This window comes from Pirellulales bacterium, assembly GCA_019694435.1.
Classification (GTDB): domain Bacteria; phylum Planctomycetota; class Planctomycetia; order Pirellulales; family JAEUIK01; genus JAIBBZ01.
The window spans coordinates 1-23,719 of sequence record JAIBBZ010000031.1; the positions used below are offsets into that span (position 1 = coordinate 1).

Sequence of the window (23,719 nt, forward strand, 5' to 3'; positions counted from 1 at the left end):
GTCCAGAAAGCTCCCCGACAAGGACTCGAACCTTGGACCTAGCGGTTAACAGCCGCTTGCTCTACCAACTGAGCTATCGGGGAATCCGGCAGGCCGCCAGGGTGATCCCCCGGCGGGCACTTCCAAGCCTCGTATGGTATCGCAGCCTGTGCGGGCCAGCAAGGCGACCGCACGGCGGCGCGGGGCCGAGGGCGAGGTCCGCGGCGCGTCACTCGGACGCCGATTCGCGGCGTTTTTCCATCACCACGCAGTTGCCACGCCCGTCGTACTCGACGCGGGTCATGAAGTTGCGCATCAGCATGATTCCCCGGCCCGAGGGCACGTCGATCCGCTCGTCAGAGGTTGGGTCGGGCACCTGATCGGGGTCGAATCCCGGGCCTTCGTCGCAGATGCGAATCCAGCAGTGGTCGACGGCGACGCGGCACTCGACCTGGACCTGCTTGCTCGGATCGCCGCCGTTGCCGTGGCGGATGGCGTTGACCAGGGCCTCTTCCATGGCGAGGTGGACGCTGAAGATATCGCGCTCGACCCACTCGTGGCGCGATAGCGCCGCCAGGAGGGCGTCGAGCACCTGCTTGCCGGCCTGCGGATCACTGGGAATGACCCGCTGGTCGTGATAAAGCCAACCTTGGTTGGGCATCGACGGGTTCGCCACGCTGGGCAGCCTCGAAAAGTCGCCGGAGATCGCACGGGCGGAGACGTGAGCAGCCGCGCCGCCCGCAGGAAGTGTGCCGTCAGAACGCCTCCAGGGCTTCGGCCTCGTCCTCGCGGATGTCGAACATCTTGTTCAACTTGGTGATCGCGAAGACCTCGTAGATTTCCGGGCGGATATTGCAAAGCTTCAAGGTCCCGCCGTGGGCCTTGACCTTCTTGTCGAGGGTGATGAGCTTGCCGAGCGCGGCGCTCGACAGGAAATCGACCGTGTTGAAATTCAACAGGATCTTCTTGCGGTTCTCGGTCTCGACGAGCTGAAACAATTCGAGACCCAGGTCTTGAATGTTTTGTTCGTCGAGAATCTTGCGATCGACGAAGTGCACGACGGCCACGTCGCCCACTTCGGATACATCCAAGCGCCGATGCACACTCATGTACCGCTCTCCTGCACGCTATGCCGAGGGTGTGGCCGCAGGGGCCGCTTCGCCGGGATGCAACCCGTTGCCCCGACCAGTCGTCGCCGCAAGCCCTTGGGGAGAGTGTTATTCCGCCAAGCCGGGGGTGTCAAGCGCCGGGCACACTCTTGCCTTGGGGCGAACTACCGCGCGGCCCGCGCCGAACCCGCGGGGCCGGATTTGAGCACGGCACGCGAAAGCAGCAGGTAGTTGTCGCCACGAAACTCCGTCACGGTCCCCGAGACGCTCCAGGGAAGGCTCGATTTGCCCGCTTCCTGCAGGGTCTTGGTGACCCGTTCGGCGTTGAGGTTTTCCAGGATGACCAGCGGCCGGATTTCATCCTGTGGCTGAAAGACCAGCCGCTCGCCAACGTGGCGAAAATTGCCCCGGATGTCGTCGACCTGAGAGCCTTCGCGGGTGAGAGGCGCTTCGGATCGTTCGAGGGCCCTTTGGCTATCGCGCTGGCGGGCGTCGAGGCGATCGGTACCCATCCGGTCGCCGCGCCCCGCAGGGTATTCGGCGCTGGCTTGGGCCAACCAGGAAAGCATCACGACGGCCAGCCCGGCCGTGAGACGACGGCGGCCGGACCCGCGGTAGGTCGAGTCGAACATGGATTGCGCCTGGGCGAGGGCGAGCGCGCGCGGCGATTGCGGCGGCGGGGTTGGTCAGTGGCTAATTCGGCCAGTCCGCGCGCCAAACTCACGCTCTTACGGCCGGCGCCGTACGTCCGGCACAACCGCCACCAGACAAGACCCAGGCGGCACGTCGTCTTTGGGCAACATGCCGTCGAGTTCTCGCCTCGTGAGGATCCGGCGAGCGCGCCGCTTGCGGCGACTGTTCTTCGTGCGGAAGATGAAATTCGGCCACCGTTTACGCGCAGATCACTACGCGCGGCGCCGAGCGCGGAACGGACTTTGCCCGTTGGACGCATTCCGTTCATCAGGGTGTCCCATGTCTCGAACCTGTGTATCGATCGCCAGTTGCCTGGCGCTGCTCGCGGTCGTGCCGCTGCTCGGAGGAGCGAGCCGTTCGGTCGCGGCGGAAGTGCAGGTCGTGCTGCGCGACGGCCGCACGGCTCAGGGCGAGGTCGATAGCCGCACGGACACAGAACGGCTTTGGCTGCGCACCGAAGGCGCACGCCATCAGTGGACGCAATCGATCCCCTGGCTGTCGGTCGTCGAAGTACGCCAAGCGGGACAGGTGCTGGCCCGAGAACAAATCGTTGCCCAGGCGACGGCCCCCACCCGGCGGCTGTTGTGGCGGAGCACGGAACCTGCGTCAAATTCCGAACCGTCGACGCAGGTTGAACCCGCGGCTGCATGGTTCGACGTGCAGCTACCGGTACGCAGTGTTTACGTCGACGCGTTTGCCGCCAATTGGGACGCCGACGTGGCGGTCGACGGCCTTGTCGTGCAATTTACGGCGGCCGATCGCTGGGGTCGCCCGACGGCCGCGAGCGGGACGCTCGAAATCGATTTGTATGGCTTTCGCGATCTGACCCGGCGCTACGCCGCGAGCCTGGACCGCTTTGCCCATTGGTCGGTTGGCGTCGCCGCCGAACAGTTTGGTCCCGAGGGACTGTTCGTCGAACTTCCCTATCAAGGCGTACAGCCCGAGTTCGACGTGGCCGTGGCGCCGCGCGGCCTGATTCGCGTGCGGTTCAGCTCGCCGGGGTCGGGGGTGTTCGAGGCCACGGCCACCGACGTACGGTTGCGCCCGTATAGCGCCTTCCGCGATCGTCTCCAGCAGTGGACCGGTTCGCGGTTCTTGCCGAGCGAGTCTGCCGGCGGAACGACGCGCAAGCGGTCGTCACATGCCCGTTGAACGGGGGCCTAAGACCACTCCCCCGCCGGCTATCCGGCGGGTTTCGGCATTGCCAGGCTGTGCAAGATCAGCACCGCCCCGATCGATCCGATGCACCAGCCGAGCCACTCGGGCGGCGTAATCGACTTGCGCGGCGCGACCGGACCCAGGCTGGGCAAGAACGAGACGGTCCGCTCGGAGATACTCGAGCTGCTGGACCCTTTGGCCTTGGCCAAGACCCTGCTCGCCTGCTCGTTGAGTACGTAGGTATCGACCATGCGGAACTGGATGCCCAGCAGCAGCAGGACGATGCCGACGAGGAAATACTGATTCCGATTGATCTCCACCGCAATTGCTCCAGCAACCGCAGGGCCCGTGTGTAATGCAACCTCGCTCGACACAGGCTGTGGTCGACTGGGTGGCCGCCGCCGTGCGGACCCGTGATGTCGCTTGGTAGTATCGAGCGGCGCGCTTCGCACTCTTCAGCGAACACGCGCGGGACGAGCTTGCAATTCGCCCGAGCGGGCCCCGTACGACGGTCGTGCAGATCGTGGCCGGAAAGTCGAATCTGCGGAGAAGTGCAACCGCGCGGCGCGGGACCTTGTAGCTCGATTAACCGTCGCTACGCCCCTCAGTCGTCGATGAGCCCGGCGCCGATCTCGGCCAAGGGCTCGAAACGCGCCAGCGGCTGTCGCCCCGCCCAGGCGATTCCGCGCAGCAAGACCAGCCGGTAAAGCGGATCGCCGAAGGTCCGCAGGAAATGCCCCGGCGTCGTACAGAAGACCCGGCCAGGGCCGGCCTCGTGGGTCCAGATTTGCGGTCGGGCTTGGCCGAGTTCATCGGCCGTCGCCAGGACGTTCACCCGGCCCGGATCGCCGTCGAAGTCCCAGTAAGTTTCGTCGACCAACTCAAGTCGGGGCAGGCCGTGGAAAAAGGAGCCCTGTGCGGCCGCGGTCGCCTTGAGTTCGGCTGGGCCATGGCGGAATTGCAGACGCGGACGCTGTCCGGCGAGGCCAAATCGTTCGGCCAGCCGCTGCGGTGCACGGTCTTCGACGAGACCTGCGTGAATCGCCACGACACCTCCGCCTCGCCCGAGGTGAGCGTCGAGTTCGGCGTAGTCCTGGTCGCTCCAATGATGATGCCAGAAGTACCAGATCATCACCTGCGACTGCCGCCAGTCGTCCGACGACGGCCAGTCGAAAGGAGTGCGAATCGCGACCCGGGGAGCTTGGCCGAGTAGTTCACGCCACTGTGCCTGCCAGGTCGGATACTCGTGTTCGCCCGGACCGTGGTCCTTCTTGCTGGCGACCAGGCACAGGGTCAGCGGTTCGGCGGTCGCGTTGGGATCGACGGGCAATCGTGCGGCGGCCAACTCGCTCCGGCGCCGAGGGCCAGGTGCGGAATGTACTTCGCGGGCAGCCACCTGTTCAGACATCGAGCCAGGGTCTCTGCAACAATCCTAGGGCCGAAAGTACCCCCCAGTATGTCGCCCTTCGCGGCCGACGCCAAACCTTGCTCGGCGAACGGCCGGTGGCATGCCTGTGGGAGCGTCCAGCGGCGCTTCAAGGGCTCTCGATTGCCGGGCGACTCAAGGCCGGGCAAACCTGCAAGGTCAGACGCAACACCTCGTCGACCGTCACCTCGCGCATGCAGACGTTGTCGCGGCAGGGCGAACTGCGGTGATTGAACGCGTGCAGGCAGGGGCTGCACGCCAGCCCGGACCACAGCGAGTGGTTGTGCGGTGTCAACGGCGAGTACAGCTGCGGAGTTTCGGGCCCGAAGATCGAAACGATCGGGATGTCGGTCAAGGCAGCCATGTGACCGGGCCCACAATCGCTGGTGACGAGCACGTCGGCCAGCGTGAACAACGTGACCAGGCTACGGAGCGTCGTGTCGCCGGCGAGCGAGAAGCATTGCGTCGGCGAAATCTCGCGGGCCAGCGCTTCGGAAGCCGTCCGCTCGGTTTTCAAGCCGGTCAGCAGGATCGTGGCCTGCGGCGACAGGTCCAGCACGCGACGTCCGAGTTCGAGAAATCGCTCGCGGGGCCAGCGCCGCAGCGGCAAGAGGTCGATCAGGTTGCAATTCAAGATCACCAGCGGCCCGGCGGCCCCAGCTCCGCAGCGGCTCGCCAGCAACTGCCGCATGTCGGCCACTTCGGCCGCTGAAGGCTGGAACAGCGGCAAGCGATATTTGTCCAGACGGATGGCACGCTTCAGCAGCGGGACCTGCCCGGCCGGCGCGTCCAGGGCCTCGACTAGCGTCAGAAACTGTGCGCTGGCGTGGTTGTAGTAGTTGCACGCCACGCGATGGGTCAACAGATCGCCGCGGTACAGCCCCTCGGTCGTATAGCGGTCGAGTCCCACGCGCACCTTCGCGCCCGAGAGTCCCGCGAGAATTGCGGAGATGCGCGAAAACCCCTCGAGATCGATGACGCAATCGATGTCCTCTCGACGGCACCGTTTGAGAAAGGCCAGCACATCGACGGCGAACGTCCAGAGATTTCGGTCCCGAATAGTGATCAGGTTCTCCCCGCGAAAGAACCCGAGCAGGTCGTGGATCTCGCGATTGCCCGCGAGCATCAAGCAGAACAGGTTTTCGCGGCCCACGCGCCGGGCAGCGGCCTCGAAGGCGGGCATCGTCAGCACGATCGCCCCCATTTCCGCCAGCTTGATGAATACGATCTTGCGCGGGGCAGCCGTCGTACGACGGCCGCGCAACAGCCGGCTCAGGCGCAGCAGCAGCGTCAGCATCCAGCACAGGGGGATGCCGATCCAGATATCGAGCGTGCGGCTGGTCTTTTCGTTCAATGCGGGGCCCTCGCGCGCCCGACCATGGTTCGTGCGACCGGCCGCGTCAAGACGCACGGCCCGCGGTCGTGCCGGGCTTTTCCAGGATCCGCTCGATCAGCCCGCTCGTCGAGTAGTCGCCTTGCATCGGCACGCGGATCACCTGGCCGCCATGAGCCTGGACCAGCTCGTGGCCCACGACTTCCGCCAGCTCGTATTGTGCCGCCTTGACGAGCACGTCGGGCAGGATTCGCCCGATCAGGGGCTCGACGCTGACTTCGTCGAACAACACGACGAAATCGACGGTTTCCAGCGCCGCCAGCATCTCGGCCCGGCCACGCTCGTCGATGATCGGGCGGTGCGAGCCCTTGAGCTGGCGAACGCTGACGTCGCTGTTCAGGCCGACGACCAGGCAGTCGCCGAGCTTGCGCGCCTCGCGCAGCAGGCCCACATGGCCGGGGTGAATCAGGTCGAAACACCCGTTGGTCATCACGATGCGATGCCCGGCTTGCTTGCGGCGCGACAACTGGGGCAGCAGCTCCTCGAGACTGACGATTTTGCGCCGTCCGGGATAGTCGCCGCCGCGCAGCTCGCGCATGAGGTCTTCGCGCGAAAGCGGGACCACGCCCAGACGTTCGACCTCCAGGCCGCCGGCCAGATTCGCCAGTTCGACGACCTGGGCGTGCGGTAAGCCGAAGGACAGGCAGAAGCCGATCACCGACAGGACCATGTCGCCGGCGCCGGTGATGTCGTACACCTCGCGAGGGCGACATGGGGCCAGGCCGCGCTCGCCGGTCCGCGTGGCCCAGGCCATGCCGTCGCGGTCGAGCGTGACGATGGCCGACTCCACGCCGAAATCGAGCAACGCCGCGGCGGCCGCGAGTCCTTCCTCGGGCGTGCCGATCGTCCGCCCAGTGGCCAGGCTGGCCTCGAGCCGATTGGGTGTGATGCAGGCGCAACCGGCATAGCGCCGATAGTCGCCACCACGAATCGGGTCGGCCACGACCGCCAGGCCCCGCCGCCGTGCTTCGGCGACGATGCGCGGGACCATGTCGCCCGAGCAGACCCCCTTGTTGTAATCGCTCACCAGCACCAGCTCGACCTGGTCGAGCTGTGCAACGATGCGCGCGAACAGGGCTTCGCGCAGGTCGTGGGACAATGGGTGATCGGCTTCGTAGTCGATACGGATAATCTGTTGCGGATGGCGGCTTTGTGCCCGCCCCAGAAAGCGCTCTTTGACCGTCGTCGGGCGCCCGGGGTCGGGCAAGATGGCCGTTGCGTCGACTTGCGCCGCCGCGAGCAGCTCGCCAATGCGCGTGGCGTGCTCGTCGGTGCCCACAATCGCCGCCAGGCGTACGTCGCAATCGAGGGCCGCCAGCATCGAGACGACGCTACCTGCCCCGCCCAGTCGCTGTTCGTGGCGATCGACGCGCAGCAGCGGAATGGGTGCCTCGGGGCTGATGCGGTCGACGTTGCCCCAGACATATCGATCGAGGATGACGTCGCCGACGACGAGGATCCGGGGTCGCTGCGCGCGTTCGAGCACCGAGATCAGATCTTGCGACATGACGACAGCGGCGATTCGGACCGAGACGGGTGCGGACACGTAAGCACGAAGGACCGGACTTCAGTATAGCCGCCCAACACTGGAGATAGCGCCCGAAAGCGGCCACCCGCTGCTACAAACCGCGCCGTTAGGCGGTCAGCGGCGGTGCAAAATCGGCCCAAGCCTGATAGGCGGACAAGACGACTCGGGCATCTAGATTGGCCGGCAGAAACAGTCCTCGGACCCGCGCACGGCGGATGACCCCTTTTTCCAGCCGCTCGCCAAACAAGCGGTGCTGTAGCACCCAGCCGCCGGTGCCAAGTGTGCAGCACGACGTCGGATCGGCGAACTCTCGCGCATCGTCCGGATGCAGCATCTCGACGTAGCGCAGCTTGGTCTGGCCCGCTTCGATTTCGAAGGCCACGGGCATCGCGGTGAGCGGGATTCCCGTCGTCCAGCGCTGCCACTGGCCGGTCGCAGTGAGCTGCTCAACAGTGTTCGACGCGATCACGCTGCGTGTGGCCAGCGCGGGCCAGCTATCCAGCAAATCGGTTTGCGTCGAGACCTGGAGATCGATGACTGCCAGCGCCGCCTCGGGCACACACGGCGCTTGTCCCCAGCGCCAGTAGATCTGCACTCGGGCCGGACGCGCCTCGGTCGGATCGAACGTCGTCACCAGATCGCCGTCGCGCGTGAAGCAGTCGCTCTGGGGGACCAAGGCATCCGCTTTCGCGTCGATTAGGACGCCGAGCAATTTCAGATCGTCGCACGAGATCCCGGCGACGCGCCACCGCTGCAAGCCAAGCCCTGGTTGTGCGAGGGTGATTTCCGCGGCGACTTGCCCTGCGCGAAGCAGTGCGACGCCAGATTCCCTTTGCCAACTAGCGGCGATCGGTGGGTTTGCGGCAGCCGACGTCATCGCGGATTGCCCCGTCGAAAAACAAAAAACCCCGCCGTCCGCGGTCAGGCGAAACGGCGGGGCCGGAACAGAGAAGAGGCCGAAAAAATGATCCGCTAGCCGGGACAGGATGATGACGGGTGCCTGAGAAGCTTTCGTTCGCGACAGGAACTTATTGCTTGCTCAGCGTCCCTTAGCTAACGAATCGCATCTTACCAGCCCCACCAGCGGTGTCCAGAAGATTTGTCAAAAAACTGAACCGGCGGGGTCTACGTCGAGAATCGGTGTCTCGCGGGCTCGTTTCTGAACCCCGGTTCTGCTGCCGGCAAGAGCCGTTTCGGTGCGGCGGGCGCGGCCTATAATCGGCGGTCTTTGAGTTGCCCGCGTGTGCCTTTGGGAAGGAAGGAGCGAGCCATGGCCGACTATCTCGAGGTTTGTGAAACCGCTGCCCGGGCCGGTGGCCAGGTGCTCCGAGATTGGGCCGGCCGCTTCGCCGTCCGCGAAAAAGGCCCTGCCGATCTGGTTACCGAAGCCGACCTGGCGTCGCAGGAAACGATTCGCGAAATCGTGCTCAAGGCGTTTCCCAGCCACGGGTTTCTCGGCGAAGAGGGCGGCGGCATCCCGGCCGGTCCCGAGGGCTTTCGGTGGATCGTCGATCCCTTGGACGGAACATCGAATTACGTCCACGGCCTGGCTTACTACAGCGTATCGGTGGCTCTTGAGTGCCAGGGCGAGCTTCTCGCGGGCGCGGTTTACGACCCGGTGATCGACCACATGTTCTCTGCGGCCGCCGGTCAACCCGCGCACCGCAACGGCGAAACGCTCCAGGTCAGCCGTTGCACTCGCATGGACGATGCCATGGTGGCCGCGAGCCTTGCCGCGCGGCTCAGCCCTGACCATCAGGAAATGCGGGATTTTGTCGCGGTAACGTGCCATTGCCAGACGATTCGCCGCCTGGGCTCGGCGGCCTTGAACCTGTGCCACGTGGCGAGCGGCAACCTGGACGCCTACTGGGCCATTAGCAACCAGCCCTGGGACATCGCCGCAGGTTTTCTCATCGCCCGACAGGCCGGAGCCGTGATCACGGAGCTCGACGGCGGCCCGGTCGATCTGGCTCGTCCCCGATTCATTGCCGCTTCGAGCGAGCCGCTACGAGCCGAACTGCAGGCGATTCTGGCCGCAACGCGAACAGCATAAAGCACTTGCAGCGTGCATCGCGTCGCATCTCGGGTCGTGCTGCCCCGAGCAGGGGGAGCTCTGAAACTTGGTGCCCCCGTCAAGGCTAGTTAGACTAAATCTGGTCGGAACATTCGGCGTATCAATCCCGTCTTGCGCCGCCTGCTTGCGCGATATTGGCGGTCGTCTTTTCCCATGACATCACGACGCAAGGGGGCCGAGCGCGGGCTCCTGGCGGCGCTGTTGCTTCTGCTGCTGGCCAACCCGGTTGGCCTTGCTCAGCAACCGCCCGAGTCCGCGCCACCGCTGCCCCCTGTCAGCCCAACGACGGTTGCTTCGCCGCCTGGCGAGTCGCAGGCGGTCCAGCCCGCGCCCGTTGCCGAGCGTCAGCCATCGGTCTTTTACCTGCCGGACGAAACGGGCAAGCTCCAGCCCGTGTTGAATTTTCCGTTGGCCGATTTCCAGGAGTTGTTGGCTCTCCGCGAAGCCGAGGCAGGCAGCGCCGCTCGGCCGAAATACTCGCTCGAACTTTCGATCGAGGGCAGCGAGCAGCCCGGCCATGCGGCCCTCGAAATTGTAGCCATCGTCAAAGCGGCCAGCGAAGGCTGGACGCGCGTGGCGTTGGGGATGCCCGGCGCGGCGCTGATCGACGCGCCGCAATACGAAGGCGAAGGCGAATTCTTCCTGGACTACCAGCGGGCGGCGGCGCCCCAGGAACAGGACGAGGGCTACGTCGTCTGGCTGCGCGGCGACGCCGCACAAATCCACCGGATCGCATTTTCCATGCGCGTGGCCATTGCGCGAATCGGCGAAGAATCCCGGCTCAAGCTGCAACTGCCTCAAGCCGAGCCGGCCAGGCTGCGATTTCAAGCGGCCGTTGCCGCTGCCCAAACCACACTGAGCACCGGCGCGGTGCTCGTCGATCAAACGACGAACGAAACGGGTACGCTTCTCGACATCGCGGGGCTGACGCCGGAGTTTGAGTTGGCCTGGCGCGCTCCCGAGACTCAGGCCGCCGCCGTGCCTGCGGTGCTCCAGGCGAGCGGCACCGTCCAGTTGAGCATCGACGGGCGCACCGTCACGAGTGAGGCCTTGTTGGCCGTCAGCAGCCTGGGCAACGTCCCGCTGCAAACGATCGAGATCCAGTTGCCGCCGGGCGCTGACCTGATCACGGGTCCGCGACAGGATTACACCGTGATCGAGGCGGGCCTGGGGCCGGGCGACGTGCCGTTGGCCGACACGGTCCAAATCAAGCTGCCGCAGCCCACGCCCGGTCCGGTCGAAGTGCGGCTGATCACGCAGCGAGCTTATACCCCTGTGACCGGAGAAAACTGGCTCGAACTGGCTGGCTTCGAAGTTGTGGGCGCGGCCCGGCAGACCGGCTTCATGACGATTCAGGTCGTCGGCGACTGGCAAATCGTCTGGGGCGCCCGGCGCGGCGTGCGCCAGGTCGAAACGCTGCCCGCCGAGCTGCGTAAACCCGAACTGTTGGCCGGATTCGAGTACCTCAGCCAACCTGCCTCGCTGCTGGCTCGCGTCGTGCCGCGCGAAACGCGCCTGGCCGTCGAACCGGAGTACATCGTGCTCGTCGACGCCGACCGGGTGCGGCTCGAAGCGAGGCTTCGCTACACAGTGCGCGGCGCCAAGGCCTTTGCGCTCGACGTCGAAATGCCCGATTGGGAGATCGACGAAGTGGGGCCGGCGTCGCTGGTCGACCTCAATGGCCTGGTGCCTGAGCAGCGGATGCCGCTGTCGCTGCCATTGTTGCAGCCGGCCGTTGGCGAATTGCAACTGGCCGTGCGTGCGCATCGTTCGCTTTCGCCCGATACGCAGCAGCTCCAGATTTCGTTGCCGCGACCGCGGGCCAACGCGCAGGGCGCCGCGACCGTGTATGTATTGCCCGCCGACAATGTGACCCTGGTTGAACGCACCGCCTCGTGCGTCGGGCTCAATCGCCAGGCAGTCACGTTGCCGGCCGATTTGCCGCGACGATCGCAGGAGCCGCTGACCTATCGCGGCGAACCGGGCGATTTGGTGTTCGCGGCCGACTATCGCGTCGAACCGGGGCGAGTCCGGGCCCAGGTGACCGGGCAAGTCGAACTGCGGGACGACGGCGCCCTGATCGAACAGACTCTCGCCTATCAAATCGCGTACGAGCCCGTCGAAAGCGTCATCGTGCTCGTGCCACGCGCCATGGTCGACTCGCCGGCGCTTGAGTTTCTGCTGGATGACAAGCCGACGAAGCCGACCGTACTACCCGGAGACGAGCTGCAGGACGCCGGCATCGCGCGCCTGCGAGTGCCGCTGGGCAAGCCGACAATCGGCAGCCTCAACCTGCGAACGCGGTTCAGCTCGAGTGAAGATCCGCTGCCGTCGGGTACGACCGTGGCGCGCGGTTGGCCCTTGGTCATGCCGGCCGACGACGTGTTTTCGCGCTGCGAGCTGCGCGTCGTGACGCGCCCCGGGCTGCGCGCGCTGCCGCGGTACGACGAGTGGACCAACCCACCGGGTGCTGTGTTGCGGCGCGATGAATTGTTGCTGGCCGCTGCCAAGCCGGTGCACGAGCTGCGCATGGCCCTCAGCCTCGAGGACCGCGCCCCGTTTGGCGGCACGCTGGTCGAGCGGGCTTGGATTCAGTCGTGGCATGGCCCGCGCGATGCGCAATATCGCGCAGCCTACTTGCTCGCCAGCGCAGAGCCTGAATTCATCCTGGAATTGCCCACGGGTGTGCCCTTGGCGAGCTGCGAGTTTGCCGTCGACGGGCGCCGCGTGGCGCCGACCGTGATGGCCGACGGGCGCTTGCAGTTTGCGCTGCCGGCCGCTGCCGATGGGCGTCATCGCCTCGAATTCGACTATCGCCTGCCCAACGGTCCGAAACAGCCCGTGCTCGTCGCGCCACGGATCGCCGGGGGAGCGTGGGTGCGGCGCATGTTTTGGGAAGTCGTGCTCGCGCCGGGTACCCATTTGCTGCAAACGCCAACGGGTCTCTACGGCGAGTTTCGATGGGCCTGGCAAGGTGCCGGATGGGGCAGGCAGCCAACGCTCTCGACGCGTCAACTCGAGGACTGGATCGGTGTCGAGCAGCGGGCGGCACTGCCGCCGGGTGCACAGCGCTATCTGCTCAGCGCCGCGGGAATGCCTGACGAGGCATCGCTGGCAACCGTCGAACGCCGAACCTTGCTGCTCTTGGCCGCCGGGCCGGCCTTGGCCCTGGGCTTGTGGATGATCTATTGGTCGGCCTTGCGCCAACCGGCCATGTTTCTGGTGTTGGGAATCGCGCTGGCCTGTGTTGCGGGCCTGGCGCCGGAGCCTGCCGTGCTGTTCGCGCAGTCTGCGCTGGCGGGTATCGCGCTGGCCTTGGTGGCCGCGCTCTTGCGGCAATGGACTTTGCGGCGGCAACGGCCCCCGACTCTGCCGCGCAGCCGCGGCGGCAGCTCGATCGTCGAGTTGGGCTCGACGGCACGTCAGCGTGCGTCCCGGAGCGGTGTGCCTTCGACGACGGAGCCGGCGCCGCTGCCGATTGCCATGCAAACCAGCGAGCAGCCGTGATGCGTACCGCGCACAGGATGGTCACGCTGGCTGCGTGCACGGCTGCCTTGATCTGCTTGTCGGCCGAGGCCGCCGAACCGCAGCAGGCGGCGCTCGAATTTCGCCGGGCGTATGTGCCTGCCGACCGGGTCGACGATTGGCCCTTGGCGGCCGAAGCCTATTTTCCCGTCGCGCCCGCAGAGTTCGAACGCCTGGTCGATCTTGCAGAGCGCGCCGGCGCAGGACTCCCGATCGAAGTCGCGCGGCTCCAATCGGCCGAATACGAACTGACGGCCGACGATCAATCGCTCGTTGGTCAAGGGCGGTTCGCCGTCGAGATGCACGGGACCGAGCCCGGCTGGCTCGGTTTGCATCCCTGCAATTTTGCCGTCGTCGGCGGACGGTGGCAGGGCACTCCCGCGCAGCCCGTTCGCCTGGCGATGAATGCCGCGGGTCAATTGATCGTCTTCGTCGAAAAGTCGGGGCAGCTCGAGCTCGATCTCGTGCGGCGGCAGGTGCATGGGGGAGCGTCCGTCGCCTTGTGGCGCTGCGAGCTGCCGGCCGCGGCGCGCAGCCGTTTGCAACTGCGTCTTCCTGCCGACATCCAGGCGGCGTGCAACCAGGGCGTCTGGGAATCGCCGGCGGCCGACAGCGGCCTGTGGCAGGCCGACCTGGGCGGCACGACCACCTTCGAGGTGCGCACGATGCGGCGCGGCAGTTCGTTGCCGGTCGATGCGTCAGCCGAACTACGTCAATCGATCGCCTATCGAATCTTGCCGCAAGGACTCGAGGCCAGTGCGTCGCTCACGATCGGGCCTAGTTCGGCCGGCACCGATCGCGTGCGCGTTGCACTGGCCCGGCCGCTGCAGGTGATTTCGGTATCGTTGCGCGGCCAGCCCTTGCCTTGGGCGCCCGACGGCGAAGGAAACTCGTCCCTCCAGCGCTTCGTGGTGCAATTGCCAGAGACGACTTTCGACACGGTATCGTTGCAGGTGATCGCGGTGGCGCCTTGGCCAGAAGGCACTGAGTTTTCGTTGCCGCGGTTCGAATTGGCCGACGTCACTCACGGGTCGCACCGCGTGGCCTTGGTCGTGCCGGCGCCGCTGGTGGTGAGCGAGCTTTCGGCGCCGGGCTATCGGCAATCGAAATTCAGCCGCGTTGCCGGAGACAGTCCAGGGGAGACCTTCGAATTCGAGCGGACCGACCCCGAGGCGAGCATCCATCTCGTGATTCAGCGCGCACTAGCGCGCGCTGCGGCAGAACTCGTCACGCATTGGGAAATCGGGCCGACATTGCGGGCCCGTATCGTCGGTCGCTTCCACGGTAGCGAGGGCGAACGCACGCGTCTCGAAGCCGACGTCCAGCCGGGCTGGACGGTTTCCGCGGTCGAGGCGTCGCCGACCGAGGCTTTGGCCGGTTGGCAGATGGAGACCGACGACGCGACCGGTGCACGCCTGGTCGTGCGACTGAACAGCGCGCTCGCCAACGCGAGATCGGTACAGCTCACCGTCGAGGGCACCAGCAGCGTGGATTTGTCGGGCCGCACGTCGCTGCGGCTGGCAGAAGCGAAATGGCTGCGGTATCGCGACGTTCAGATCCGCGAGCACTGGCTGCACGTCCGAGCCCAACCACCTATGCGCATCGAAGCGGGCGGCGACCGGTCCAACGTCACGCGCGCTGATTTGGGAGAGACAGCGCAACAACTCCTGTCGACCGATACGGATGGGTTGCTGTTCGATCTGCTTGAGTCGGGCCGCAGCCGCAAGATCGACATGGCCCGCCAGCGGTCGCGGTACCGCGCCGCATGCCGGAATGAGATTTGGGCCGAACGACAGACTTGGCTCGAATCATTGTCGATTCGTTGCGTACCGGAAGAGGGGCCGCTCGACCGGATCGTCGTCCAAGCGACCGACGGTTACGACTGGCAATGGACGTGCGAAGCGGCCGGCCCCGATGGGTTGGTGGTCACTCCGCTGGACGACTTGGGTCCCGGTTTGCAGGCCTGGGAACTGCGGATGCTGCGCCCGCAAACGGTGCCGGTCGTGTTTCGAGCCAAGCGCGAGGTAGCGGGAAACGAGCCTTTGGTGCCGACCTTGGTCAGTGTTCCGGAAGCGACCGAGCAATCGGGACTGCTCGCCCTGGGCGCCGGCGCCCATGCGCGACTGCGGCTCAGCGAATGCCACCTCGAGGCCGCGCCCGTTGACCCGCCCGCGGACGCATCGCCTGCCGGCTGGACGCACGGTTTTGCCTACGAGCCGGCAACCGCTTTGGCGGCGACAGGCCGGCCGTTGTTGGTGGTCAACCAGGCGGAACAGTCTGCGCAGCACACGATGCAACTCTGGCAAAGCAGGTGTGTTTCGCGGCTGCAGCCAACGGGCCTTGCGCGGCACACTTTGACCTACCGGCTGGAAAACCCTGCCGGGGCGCCGGACCTCGACCTGGAGATTCCTGCGCAACTGACCGTGCGGCGGGTTTCCGTCGATGGCGAGGTCGTCCCACGCAACTTTTCGGCTGCTCGGCTCCGTGTCGCATTGCCCCGTGCGAAGCGGCTGGCGACGATCGTCATCGAGGCCGAGTCGACCGATCGGTGCCCCGACTATCGCGGACGGTTTAGTTTTCCCTGGCCCAAGTCGCAGGCATCCTGCAACGAATACGTGACCACGCTCGTCGTGCCCGAACGGTACGCCTGCCACCGCGTCGATCAGGCGGCTTCCCGCGGCCCGGGAATCGTAGCGCGGTTGTGGGGACCGCTCGCGCCGAGTGCCTTGGACGAACGGGTAGCGCAATCGCGGCTTGGGGAACAATTGCCCGCGAGCAGCGACGAGGCGAGCCCGGGCTGGGCCGTCTACGAAGATCGCGGCAGCGATCCGGCGCGGCTGGCATTCGAATTGACCGATCGCTCGGTGCGACGCGCCTGGGGCTGGGCCGGTCTGATCACGGCGCTGGGCCTGGCGGCGCTGTTGCTCCGCTGGCCGCGCGCTTGGGCCGTGTGGTGCGGCACCGTAGTGCTGACGGCGCTGTGCGCGCCGGGCGAGACCGCGCATCTGGCAGGCTACGCCGCATTGGGCACTCTGCTCTCGTTGCTCAGCATGCTTTCGAGCAGGCCATCCGTTCCGCAGAGCGTGGTCGAACGATCGAGCGTGCGCCGCGCGGGGACCGTTGCCGTCGCCTCGACGGCGCTGTTGCTGTTCGTGAGCCTGGCGCGATTGTGCAGCGCCCAATTGGCCGCGCCGCAGCGCTGGGCCGAGGTGCTGATCCCCGTCGGTGCCGACCGCGAGCCGACGGGCGATCGTTACCAGGTGCCTGCCCGCCTGTACGACGCGTTGCACCGGGTGGCCGCTCGTGCCAGCGGTCTGGCCGATCCGTGGTTGATCGAGGAAGTGATCTATGAACTGGCTCCACGGGAAGACAACGCAACCAGCACGAGTTTCGCAACGGGTCGGCTGCTCGTACGGATTCAATCATTCGTCCCGCGCCAACGCGTGACGCTGCCCTGGGGCGGCGAGTCGGCTCCGGCCGCATTGGACGGCGCGCGCCTGGCCGGTAGGCCTGTCGAGGTGCAATGGGACGTGCAGCGCAGGCAAATCGAGTTTGAGATCCCTCAAGCCGGTGCAAGTGTCTTCGAGTTGCCCTTCGAGATTCCGAACAGCGGCACCGGAGCGGGCGAGCTACGTACCGTCCCGTTTGCCCTGGCCAAGGTCCGGCTTGTTCCCTATGCAAATCGCGCTGCGAATTGGCGCGTGACATCGGCCATTGGCCCCGTGCAAGAGAACGCCTCGGGAGCGTCGTTGGTGGTCATGGGGCCTGCCGATCGATTGCGACTGGAAGCGAATGCTGCCGCGCCCGAATCGCCGCCCGAGACCGAATCCGCCCGGGTAGAAGTCGAGCAGATGATCTGGCTGCGGCCTCAGGCATCGTCGACCGTGGCCAACGTCCGGTGTCGCTACCGTGTACTGCAGGGCAGCGTACGAACGCTGCGATTGAAGGTCGATCCTGCGTTGAGCCTGCCCCCTTTCACCGGGGCCAGTTCGAGCGTGGCGCGGGCCAGATTGTCGAGCGGAGAATTGACGCTCGATTTGGCCCAGCCGTGCACGGATCGCGTGACGGTCGACCTCACGTTTCTGCTGCGCGGAGGCGGCGAGGCACAAACGCTCGTCTGGCCCGAACTCCAGCCGCTCGAAGCCACGGTGGTTTCGCGGCAGATCGCCGTGACGCTCGGCGACTTGTGGCAGGCGAAGGCGCCTGCGGCAGCAGGATTCATCGAACAATCCGTCGCCGAGTTTGCGACGGCCTGGGGCCAGCGTGCGCTGCCGCCGAGCCTGGCTTATCGGGCGACGGAAGCAAACGCCACGTGGTCGTTGCCGCTCGGGGCGACACGCGTGCGCGCAACGGCAGTCAACGACCTGTGCGTCCGTCTGGGGCGGACGGCGGCCGAGTTTCGCTGGCAAGTTACGCTGCTTCCGGCGGAAGCAACACCCTTTCAATATCGAGCCTTGGTGCCGGCCGAACTCGAGATCGACGAAGTTAGCGTCAGTACGCCGGACGTCGAACACGTCGCACGCTGGTCGTTGCCCGCCGCGGGACAATTGAATGTATTCCTGAGCGAGCCGATCGATACACCAGCGGTGCTGCGCGTTGGAGGCCGGTTGCCGCTCGGCACGCCGGGGACTTGCGACATCGAACCGCTCGCCCTGGCCACGGCCACCGACGGGCCGAGACGCGTGTTCGTGTTTCGCCAGCACGACGTGCTGGCCAACGTCGCGATGCTGCCGCCATGGCAATTCGTAGCCGACGCCTTGCCAGAGGGTGCGCCGACCGCCTGGGGACAGCCGATCGGCGGCTGGTCAGGTCCGAACCTGGCGACGCTCGAAGCCAAGGTACAGGCCAACGAGCCGAGCGCCCAATTGACGACGGTCGTCGCGCTCGACCACGAGGCCGACGATCGCTGGTCGGCCTCGCTCGCCGGTCGACTGCTCGTCAGCGCGGGCGTCGTAGACCGGCTGCAGTTCGAAGTGCCCGCCGAATGGACGGGGCCCTACGCGGTCGAGTCCGAAGGCACGGTGCGCCTGGCAGGTACGACGGCCGCTGGCGGCAGGATACTCGAGATCGAACCGGCAGCGCCTGTGGCCCAGGTGTGGCAGTTCCGCATTCGTGGACCGCTCGTGGCATCGCCCGGTCGCCCGCAGACGACGCCGCGCATCGTATGCCTCGACGCCCAGGCCGATCGCTACTATCGCTTACCCACGCAGGCCAATGCCGCCTTGCTGGGTTGGGAGCTGCGCGACCTGGCTGCCGACGAGCTGCCGGCAGGCTTCGAGGAAGGGCCCGTAGGTAGCGACGCGACGACCGTCTACCGTGCGATCAGCGACGACGCTTCCGCCGCGCTGCGGCTGGCCCTGGCGGCCGACGGCATGGCCCGCGTCCGGCTTGCCGATATCCGCGTGGTGCAGGTCGACCTGGACCAGATCGGCGGCATCGCGAGCTACGATCTCGAGCCGGGCGGTATGAGCCAGGTCGAAGTGGAATTGCCTCCGGCATGTACGGCATTGCAGTGGCGAATGGCCGAAGTCCCGGCCGACCCCGAGCGTGTCGCCGCGCGGCGTTGGCGGCTGCGGCTGGCGTCTCCGCGCTTGCCGCAACGGCTGGAATTGCAATTCCGCATCTCGCGGAGCGAATTGCCCGCGGATGCGACGGTCTTGGCGCCACAGATCGTCGACCTGCCGGTCGAACGCACCGTTTGGACGGCGCCGGCGGCGTTCCGATCGGCGGCCAAGACGGGTCGTTCGGTCGGGCCCCTGCCCGCGGCGATGCTACGCATCCAAGCCGCGACGGAACTGTTGAAGCTGGGAGCAGCGCAGCTGGCCGATTCGCCTGCCGAGCTGCGCACCCGGTGGTATCTGCCCTGGCAGCGGCGCTGGCAAGCGTGTCGAGCCGATGTGGCGGCGCAGTTGGCCCTAGCGCCGCCGTCGAACTTGACCGCCGCCATGACCACCGAACTGCGGCTCATCGACGAGGAACAGGCCAAGCTGCGCACCAGCCTGCTGGTCGATCTCTCGACCCCTGCCGGCAACAACACGACGGATCAAGACGACTTCCAGCAACTGGCCGCATCACTGTTGGCCAGCGACGAACGTGCGCTGTCCTGGGAAGCGGCGGGCGAGCTGCCGGCGCTGCAGATGAAGCCGTCGCGAGCGGGCACGTATTCACCTGTCCCGCGATTTCTCTGCGCAGCCTTGGCGCTGCTGGTTGCGGCGTGGTGCGTGTTCGGCGATGGGCTCGCATGGCTCACTGAACAGGCGCGGCGCTGGTCGGCGCTCGTTTGTGTTGCAGTCGGCGCGCTGTGGTGGGCCGCTTTGCAGCCCGCTTGGATCGGCCCGGTGCTCGTCATCTTGGGTCTCTGGCGAGCCTGGCGTGGCGTGCCGTTGGAACGTCCCGTGCGCGGCAGTGTACGGATGCGTTCAGTGGCCAGCGGTTCGTGATCGCGCGCGGCATTCGGCGAAAGTTTTCGCGGCAAATTCGCCTGCTAGCAGGCGGCCCGCGGTCTCGTCTTCACACGCTGAAAAGCATCTGTTACGGTACCCCCGCAGTCGTGGCCAGGGACGCGAACCCCGATGCCGCCGCGGCGGCGTGAACGGATGCCTAATCTGCGCCGCAGCGCCTCAGGGCGACCGCGGTGTTTGGGGTCAGCACGGAAGGAGCCCTCGATGAGTTCGGTGCCTAAGCGGGAGCTGCCGAAGCAGGAATTGCGCGTCCACATTCGCTGGATGATTCGCCGCGACATGCCCGAGGTGCTCGAGATCGAAAACGAGTCCTTCGAATTTGCCTGGCAGGACGACGATTTCGTGCGTTGCCTGCGTCAGCGCAACTGCATCGGCATGGTGGCCGAGCACGACGACCGCATCGTCGGCTTCATGATTTACGAGTTGCACCGCACGCGGCTGCACATCCTCAACTTTGCCGTCCGCGAATCGGCCCGCCGGCGCGGCGTCGGCGCGCAGATGTCGGCCAAGTTGGTCGGCAAGCTCTCGCAGCAGCGCCGGTCGCGCATCGTGCTCGAGGTACGCGAGACCAACCTGGCCGCGCAGCTGTTCTTCAAATCGGTCGGCTTTCGCGCGGTGTCGGTGCTGCGGTCGTATTACGAGGACACGCCGGAAGACGCCTACGTGATGCAGTATCGCTATCGCGGCGAATCGGCCACGGTGATCCCGATCGATCGCCTGCGTCGAGCGGGCTAGACCTTCGCCGGTAAACGAGATCACCGCCGGCTAGAGAACGTCGCTCTCCAATCGCAAGACCTCGACGGTCAACTCGGGCAATTGCACGAGTGCGATCGTATGGGGCCGGGCGCGGTAGAGCGCACCCGGGTTGAGCACCAGCGTCCGGCCGTGCTGCTCCCGACGCACCTGATGCGTATGGCCGTGGCAGACCAGGTCGTACCCGCCGCCGGCGATCGTCGCGGCCAGCAGGCGCTCGTCGTCGCCGTGCAGAAAGGCGATGCGGCGGCCAGCCAGCTCGAGTTCGCCAAAGCGATCATGGCACCGGCTTCCTGCGGCGGCCATCGCGGCGCGCAGGCCGGACAAGTCCCCGTCGGTATTGCCGAAGACGTAGTGTGCCTCCCACTGCGCGAACCGGTCGATGATTGCCGGGGTGCCGATGTCGCCACAATGCAGGACGGACGCCGGGGCAAAGGGCTCGAGCAGCAGCGCTGCCGCGCGGGCATTCGCGAGGTGGCCGTGGGTATCGCTGACGACGGCAAGATACATCGCTGGAGCGGCAGCCGGGCTGGACGAGGAGCGGACGGTTCCCGAATCACACCTCGCGCGAGTATAGTGTCCGCGTTGCCATTCCTCCAACGCGCGGCGCACACCCGGGACTCATGACGACGACGCACATCGCCATGCTCTTCCTCTCGCTGCTGTTTCTGCCGCTCGTCGCTGCGACCATCTGGTATCGCTTGCGCACGCACTACAACTGGGTGCAATTCCCGTTCTGGCTAATCTACTTGTTTTTTACGCGGTTAGTTTGGCGCGCGAAGATCAGCGGGCCCGTACCCATTCCCGACGGTCAAGGCGCCGTGATCGTTTGCAATCACAGTTGCCCGATCGATCCGGCGTTTATTCAGATGGGCGTGCATCGCACGGTTCATTGGATGGTGGCCCGCGAATACAGTCTGCGGCCGGGCCTGGCCGGCATGATGCGTGCCCTGGGCGTGATTCCCTGTAATCGGAACGGGATCGACACCGCCGCGACAAAAATGGCGATTCGGTACGCGGAACAAGGCGGACTGGTGGGAATGTTCCCCGAGGGGCGCATAAACGACACGCCAGCCGTGCTGCTGCCCGGGCGCCCGGGCGTGGCGCTGATCGCCTTGCGAGCCAAGGTGCCGGTGGTGCCCTGCTATGTAAAGGGTGCGCCGTACGACGGCACTTCGTGGGGCTGTTTCTTCATGTTTGCCCGCGTGCGGCTGACCGTGGGCGAACCGATGGATTTCTCGGCGTATTACGGGCGCGATCAGGACAAGGCCGTGCTGGCCGAGGTCACCTGCGAAGTGATGCGCGCCATGGCCCGGCTCGCCGGAGCGAACGACTTCGAGCCGCAATTGGCCGGGCGTCGCTGGAAACCGGGCATGGAAGACGAGGAAGAAGGCTGACTGCCGCACGCAGGGCGGCTGGCGAACGCTCACGGCGCGTCCTAGAATGTCCGCCGTTACGGCTTTTGCCTTTCTTGTGCCCGTGGAGGTTCTCATGTTGCGATCGTTCACCGCGGCGGCGGTGTTGCTGATGGGTCTGGCACCGGTCTTGGCCGACGAAGCGTTCGTTCCGTTGTTCGATGGCAAGTCGCTTGAAGGTTGGGACGGCGACTCCGCCCTGTGGTCGGTCGAGGACGGCACCATCGCCGGCACGACGGAAGGCCATCCGATCAAGAAGAACACTTTTCTGGCCACCAAACAGACCTATAAAAACTTCGTCCTGAAGGTGAAGTTCAAGCTGCGCAACGGCAACTCGGGCATTCAATTCCGCAGTAAGGCCTTCGATGAACACGTCGTTCGTGGCTATCAGGCCGATATCGCCGACAATCAATTCATGGGCATCTTGTACGACGAGGGCGGCAAGCGCGGCATCCTGGTCAACGTCGACCCGCAAGAAGTGGGCAAACACGTCAACAAGGGCGATTGGAACGAGTACGTGCTGACGGTCGACGGCAATCACATCACCCAGGAAATCAACGGCTTCAAGACCGTCGATTTCACCGATACCGACTCCAGCGGCGCCAAGGAAGGGATCATCGCGCTGCAGTTGCACGTCGGCCCGCCGATGCGGGTGTGGTTCAAGGACATTCAGATCCGCGAGTTGCCGTAAAGACCGGCACTCGCCTCGACCGCGATGGTCTCGTCCGCAGCCGCCGGGGGCCTCTGGCCCCCAGACGGCGGTGCGCTAGCGGAATTGCGCATACAGCCAGGCCTGCGCCTGATCCAATCGTTCGAGCACTTGTTGCCGCGAACTGCCCGTGGCCAGCACTGTCGCGATCGGTGTCTCGGCCGCGATCTCGGACCCGGCGACGGGCACATCGGCTACCTGTGCCGATTCCAGCCAGGCCTGCGCCACGGGGGACGACACACGCAGCGCGCTGGCCGCGTAGACAATTCGCTTGCCGGCCCAGGGCAGTTCGACAGTGCTTGGAACGGCATCGGGAAGTTTCCCATCGGCACAGGCATCGACGTGGAGCGCGATGGTGCTGGTCGAGCCGAGTTGGCGCACTGAGCCAGCCATTTCCAGCACCTCGAGTGATGCGACATAGCGCGGGTTGATCTCGATCGGCCAATACGTGTCGCCTTGCACCACACCGTCGACGCCGAATAGCCCCTGCAGCGAGAAACGCTCGGCCAACAGGTGGCCAAGACGCTCTACCGAGGTCCGTAGCGTTTCGGGCGGTCGGAGGGGCCCGATAGATCCTCCATATCGAAACGGTGTGCCCTCCCCGGGCGATGGCGCCAGGAGTTGCTCGGTCATGCCGACCAGGCAGGCGCGTCCGCCCGCGGCCACGAACGCGGCCGAACACGGCTTCCCTGTAATCCGGCGCTGCAGGTAATGCCGCCGGGCATCGAATGAGGCTTCGGCCGCGGCGGTCCAAGGCACGACGTGCGATCCTCCGCTACCTCGAACGAGCTTCAACAGCCAGGAGCCGTCGCGAGGCAACCCGCTGGGGGCGCGTTGCACTTCCGGCACGGCCAAGCCAGCCGCCGCGAACTCCTGTGCGAGGCGAAAGGGATCGCGCACCGCGCGGAGCACGGCGCCGTGGTTGCCGAGGAGCCGGTGGGCTCTGGCGAGCCGATCGACAAGTCGCGGGTAATTCTCCAATCCGCCCGTGTAGAGCCAGCCCCAACAGCTACTCTTCTGCGCGGCGGCCAGTGTGCTGGCCGAAAAACGGCCGACCCGCGTACAGCGTGCAATGGCTTGCAGATCGGCATCGGCAAACAGGTCGATCGCTTCGACCTGCCAACCCGAGCGGTGCGCGGCTTGAGCAGCGGCGCGGGCACTGGCGCCGAGAATCAGCAAATTGGCGGAACGGTCCATCATGGCGCGCGGAGCTGCTGCGGCGGATCAGTGACAAGCAACCGTTGTACGCGTTGTCGCAGTGGTTGGCGATCTACCGTGAGGCCGGTCCCGGCGCTGCCAAATCGCAACGCCGTGGCTTCCGGTCAATGCCACTGAGGTCAAGACGCAACCGACGCGACGGATTGCGAAGGGGAATCCGAGAATTCGCGTGGAACACTTTGCCAGGGGTGAATTCCTGACGTACGCATTGAATAGCTCGTTGTTTCCCATCTCGTCTTGGTGCGGTTCCGCACCTCGAGCTATTACATCAGGAGGCT

17 protein-coding genes and 1 tRNA gene are annotated in these 23,719 nt (G+C 65.9%); 7 read left to right on the plus strand and 11 right to left on the minus strand.

The genetic code is table 11. The features are described 5' to 3' along the window. Positions 1-10: 10 nt before the first annotated feature. The 4 genes from K1X74_18605 to K1X74_18620 all read right to left on the minus strand — a co-directional run bounded on the left by K1X74_18605 (position 11) and on the right by K1X74_18620 (position 1,720). Positions 11-83: transfer RNA gene (locus K1X74_18605), tRNA-Asn, on the minus strand. A gap of 125 nt (positions 84-208) precedes the next feature. Further along, positions 209-640: an ATP-binding protein gene (locus K1X74_18610; protein MBX7168354.1), complete on the minus strand. Its 432-nt coding sequence runs from the start codon at positions 638-640 to the stop codon at positions 209-211. Between the two features lie 94 nt (positions 641-734). Then, the gene (locus K1X74_18615) at positions 735-1,088 is read right to left on the minus strand and encodes an STAS domain-containing protein (protein ID MBX7168355.1); all 354 of its coding nucleotides are present in this window, start codon (positions 1,086-1,088) and stop codon (positions 735-737) included. A gap of 164 nt (positions 1,089-1,252) precedes the next feature. Continuing rightward, on the minus strand, positions 1,253-1,720 hold the full coding sequence (locus tag K1X74_18620) for a hypothetical protein (GenBank protein ID MBX7168356.1): 468 nt from the start codon (positions 1,718-1,720) through the stop codon (positions 1,253-1,255). Positions 1,721-2,060: 340 nt separating this feature from the next. On the opposite strand from K1X74_18620, the gene K1X74_18625 reads away from it, so the two are divergent. Beyond that, positions 2,061-2,933, plus strand: coding sequence for a hypothetical protein (locus tag K1X74_18625; GenBank protein MBX7168357.1), 873 nt, complete (start codon positions 2,061-2,063; stop codon positions 2,931-2,933). 29 nt (positions 2,934-2,962) lie between these two features. On the opposite strand, the gene K1X74_18630 is transcribed toward K1X74_18625, so the two are convergent. The 5 genes from K1X74_18630 to K1X74_18650 form a co-directional block, all read right to left on the minus strand. Continuing rightward, entirely contained in the window at positions 2,963-3,259 is a 297-nt protein-coding gene (locus tag K1X74_18630; GenBank protein MBX7168358.1) for a hypothetical protein, read from the minus strand. Between the two features lie 284 nt (positions 3,260-3,543). Continuing rightward, entirely contained in the window at positions 3,544-4,347 is an 804-nt protein-coding gene (locus tag K1X74_18635; protein MBX7168359.1) for a ThuA domain-containing protein, read from the minus strand. Between the two features lie 127 nt (positions 4,348-4,474). After that, positions 4,475-5,719, minus strand: a complete 1,245-nt coding sequence (locus tag K1X74_18640; protein MBX7168360.1) for a glycosyltransferase family 9 protein — start codon at positions 5,717-5,719, stop codon at positions 4,475-4,477. Between the two features lie 46 nt (positions 5,720-5,765). Further along, complete coding sequence (locus K1X74_18645) at positions 5,766-7,265, minus strand: bifunctional heptose 7-phosphate kinase/heptose 1-phosphate adenyltransferase (GenBank protein MBX7168361.1); 1,500 nt, start codon at positions 7,263-7,265, stop codon at positions 5,766-5,768. A gap of 127 nt (positions 7,266-7,392) precedes the next feature. Then, complete coding sequence (locus tag K1X74_18650; GenBank protein ID MBX7168362.1) at positions 7,393-8,043, minus strand: hypothetical protein; 651 nt, start codon at positions 8,041-8,043, stop codon at positions 7,393-7,395. 513 nt (positions 8,044-8,556) lie between these two features. Between K1X74_18650 and K1X74_18655 the strand changes: the two genes are divergently transcribed. The 4 genes from K1X74_18655 to rimI all read left to right on the plus strand — a co-directional run bounded on the left by K1X74_18655 (position 8,557) and on the right by rimI (position 20,081). Beyond that, on the plus strand, positions 8,557-9,339 hold the full coding sequence (locus K1X74_18655) for an inositol monophosphatase (protein MBX7168363.1): 783 nt from the start codon (positions 8,557-8,559) through the stop codon (positions 9,337-9,339). A gap of 174 nt (positions 9,340-9,513) precedes the next feature. Beyond that, positions 9,514-12,867 (plus strand): hypothetical protein, encoded by a 3,354-nt coding sequence (locus K1X74_18660; GenBank protein MBX7168364.1) that lies wholly within the window; start codon positions 9,514-9,516, stop codon positions 12,865-12,867. Continuing rightward, positions 12,867-19,325 (plus strand): hypothetical protein, encoded by a 6,459-nt coding sequence (locus K1X74_18665; GenBank protein MBX7168365.1) that lies wholly within the window; start codon positions 12,867-12,869, stop codon positions 19,323-19,325. The genes K1X74_18660 and K1X74_18665 overlap by 1 nt, the downstream gene beginning before the upstream one ends. Before the next feature lie 285 nt (positions 19,326-19,610). Next, the gene (rimI, locus tag K1X74_18670; GenBank protein MBX7168366.1) at positions 19,611-20,081 is read left to right on the plus strand and encodes a ribosomal protein S18-alanine N-acetyltransferase; all 471 of its coding nucleotides are present in this window, start codon (positions 19,611-19,613) and stop codon (positions 20,079-20,081) included. Between the two features lie 30 nt (positions 20,082-20,111). On the opposite strand, the gene K1X74_18675 is transcribed toward rimI, so the two are convergent. Next, positions 20,112-20,609 carry a YfcE family phosphodiesterase gene (locus K1X74_18675; protein MBX7168367.1) on the minus strand — a complete coding sequence of 166 codons (498 nt, stop codon included), beginning with the start codon at positions 20,607-20,609 and terminating at the stop codon, positions 20,112-20,114. 113 nt (positions 20,610-20,722) lie between these two features. Between K1X74_18675 and K1X74_18680 the strand changes: the two genes are divergently transcribed. Continuing rightward, complete coding sequence (locus tag K1X74_18680) at positions 20,723-21,496, plus strand: 1-acyl-sn-glycerol-3-phosphate acyltransferase (GenBank protein MBX7168368.1); 774 nt, start codon at positions 20,723-20,725, stop codon at positions 21,494-21,496. A gap of 94 nt (positions 21,497-21,590) precedes the next feature. Continuing rightward, on the plus strand, positions 21,591-22,205 hold the full coding sequence (locus K1X74_18685; protein MBX7168369.1) for a DUF1080 domain-containing protein: 615 nt from the start codon (positions 21,591-21,593) through the stop codon (positions 22,203-22,205). A 75-nt stretch (positions 22,206-22,280) separates the two neighbouring features. Here the strand turns inward: K1X74_18685 and K1X74_18690 are convergent, their stop codons facing one another. Continuing rightward, positions 22,281-23,423, minus strand: coding sequence for an ATP-grasp domain-containing protein (locus K1X74_18690; GenBank protein ID MBX7168370.1), 1,143 nt, complete (start codon positions 23,421-23,423; stop codon positions 22,281-22,283). Positions 23,424-23,719: the final 296 nt, after the last annotated feature.

Bases quoted from the DNA above. Each gene is read 5' to 3' on its own strand.
- K1X74_18610 (MBX7168354.1), bottom strand. From the start codon at position 640: ATGCCCAACCAAGGTTGGCTTTATCACGACCAGCGGGTCATTCCCAGT.
- K1X74_18615 (MBX7168355.1), bottom strand. From the start codon at position 1,088: ATGAGTGTGCATCGGCGCTTGGATGTATCCGAAGTGGGCGACGTGGCC.
- K1X74_18620 (MBX7168356.1), bottom strand. From the start codon at position 1,720: ATGTTCGACTCGACCTACCGCGGGTCCGGCCGCCGTCGTCTCACGGCC.
- K1X74_18625 (MBX7168357.1), top strand. From the start codon at position 2,061: ATGTCTCGAACCTGTGTATCGATCGCCAGTTGCCTGGCGCTGCTCGCG.
- K1X74_18635 (MBX7168359.1), bottom strand. From the start codon at position 4,347: ATGTCTGAACAGGTGGCTGCCCGCGAAGTACATTCCGCACCTGGCCCT.
- K1X74_18645 (MBX7168361.1), bottom strand. From the start codon at position 7,265: ATGTCGCAAGATCTGATCTCGGTGCTCGAACGCGCGCAGCGACCCCGG.
- K1X74_18655 (MBX7168363.1), top strand. From the start codon at position 8,557: ATGGCCGACTATCTCGAGGTTTGTGAAACCGCTGCCCGGGCCGGTGGC.
- K1X74_18660 (MBX7168364.1), top strand. From the start codon at position 9,514: ATGACATCACGACGCAAGGGGGCCGAGCGCGGGCTCCTGGCGGCGCTG.
- K1X74_18665 (MBX7168365.1), top strand. From the start codon at position 12,867: ATGCGTACCGCGCACAGGATGGTCACGCTGGCTGCGTGCACGGCTGCC.
- rimI (MBX7168366.1), top strand. From the start codon at position 19,611: ATGATTCGCCGCGACATGCCCGAGGTGCTCGAGATCGAAAACGAGTCC.
- K1X74_18675 (MBX7168367.1), bottom strand. From the start codon at position 20,609: ATGTATCTTGCCGTCGTCAGCGATACCCACGGCCACCTCGCGAATGCC.
- K1X74_18680 (MBX7168368.1), top strand. From the start codon at position 20,723: ATGACGACGACGCACATCGCCATGCTCTTCCTCTCGCTGCTGTTTCTG.
- K1X74_18685 (MBX7168369.1), top strand. From the start codon at position 21,591: ATGTTGCGATCGTTCACCGCGGCGGCGGTGTTGCTGATGGGTCTGGCA.
- K1X74_18690 (MBX7168370.1), bottom strand. From the start codon at position 23,423: ATGATGGACCGTTCCGCCAATTTGCTGATTCTCGGCGCCAGTGCCCGC.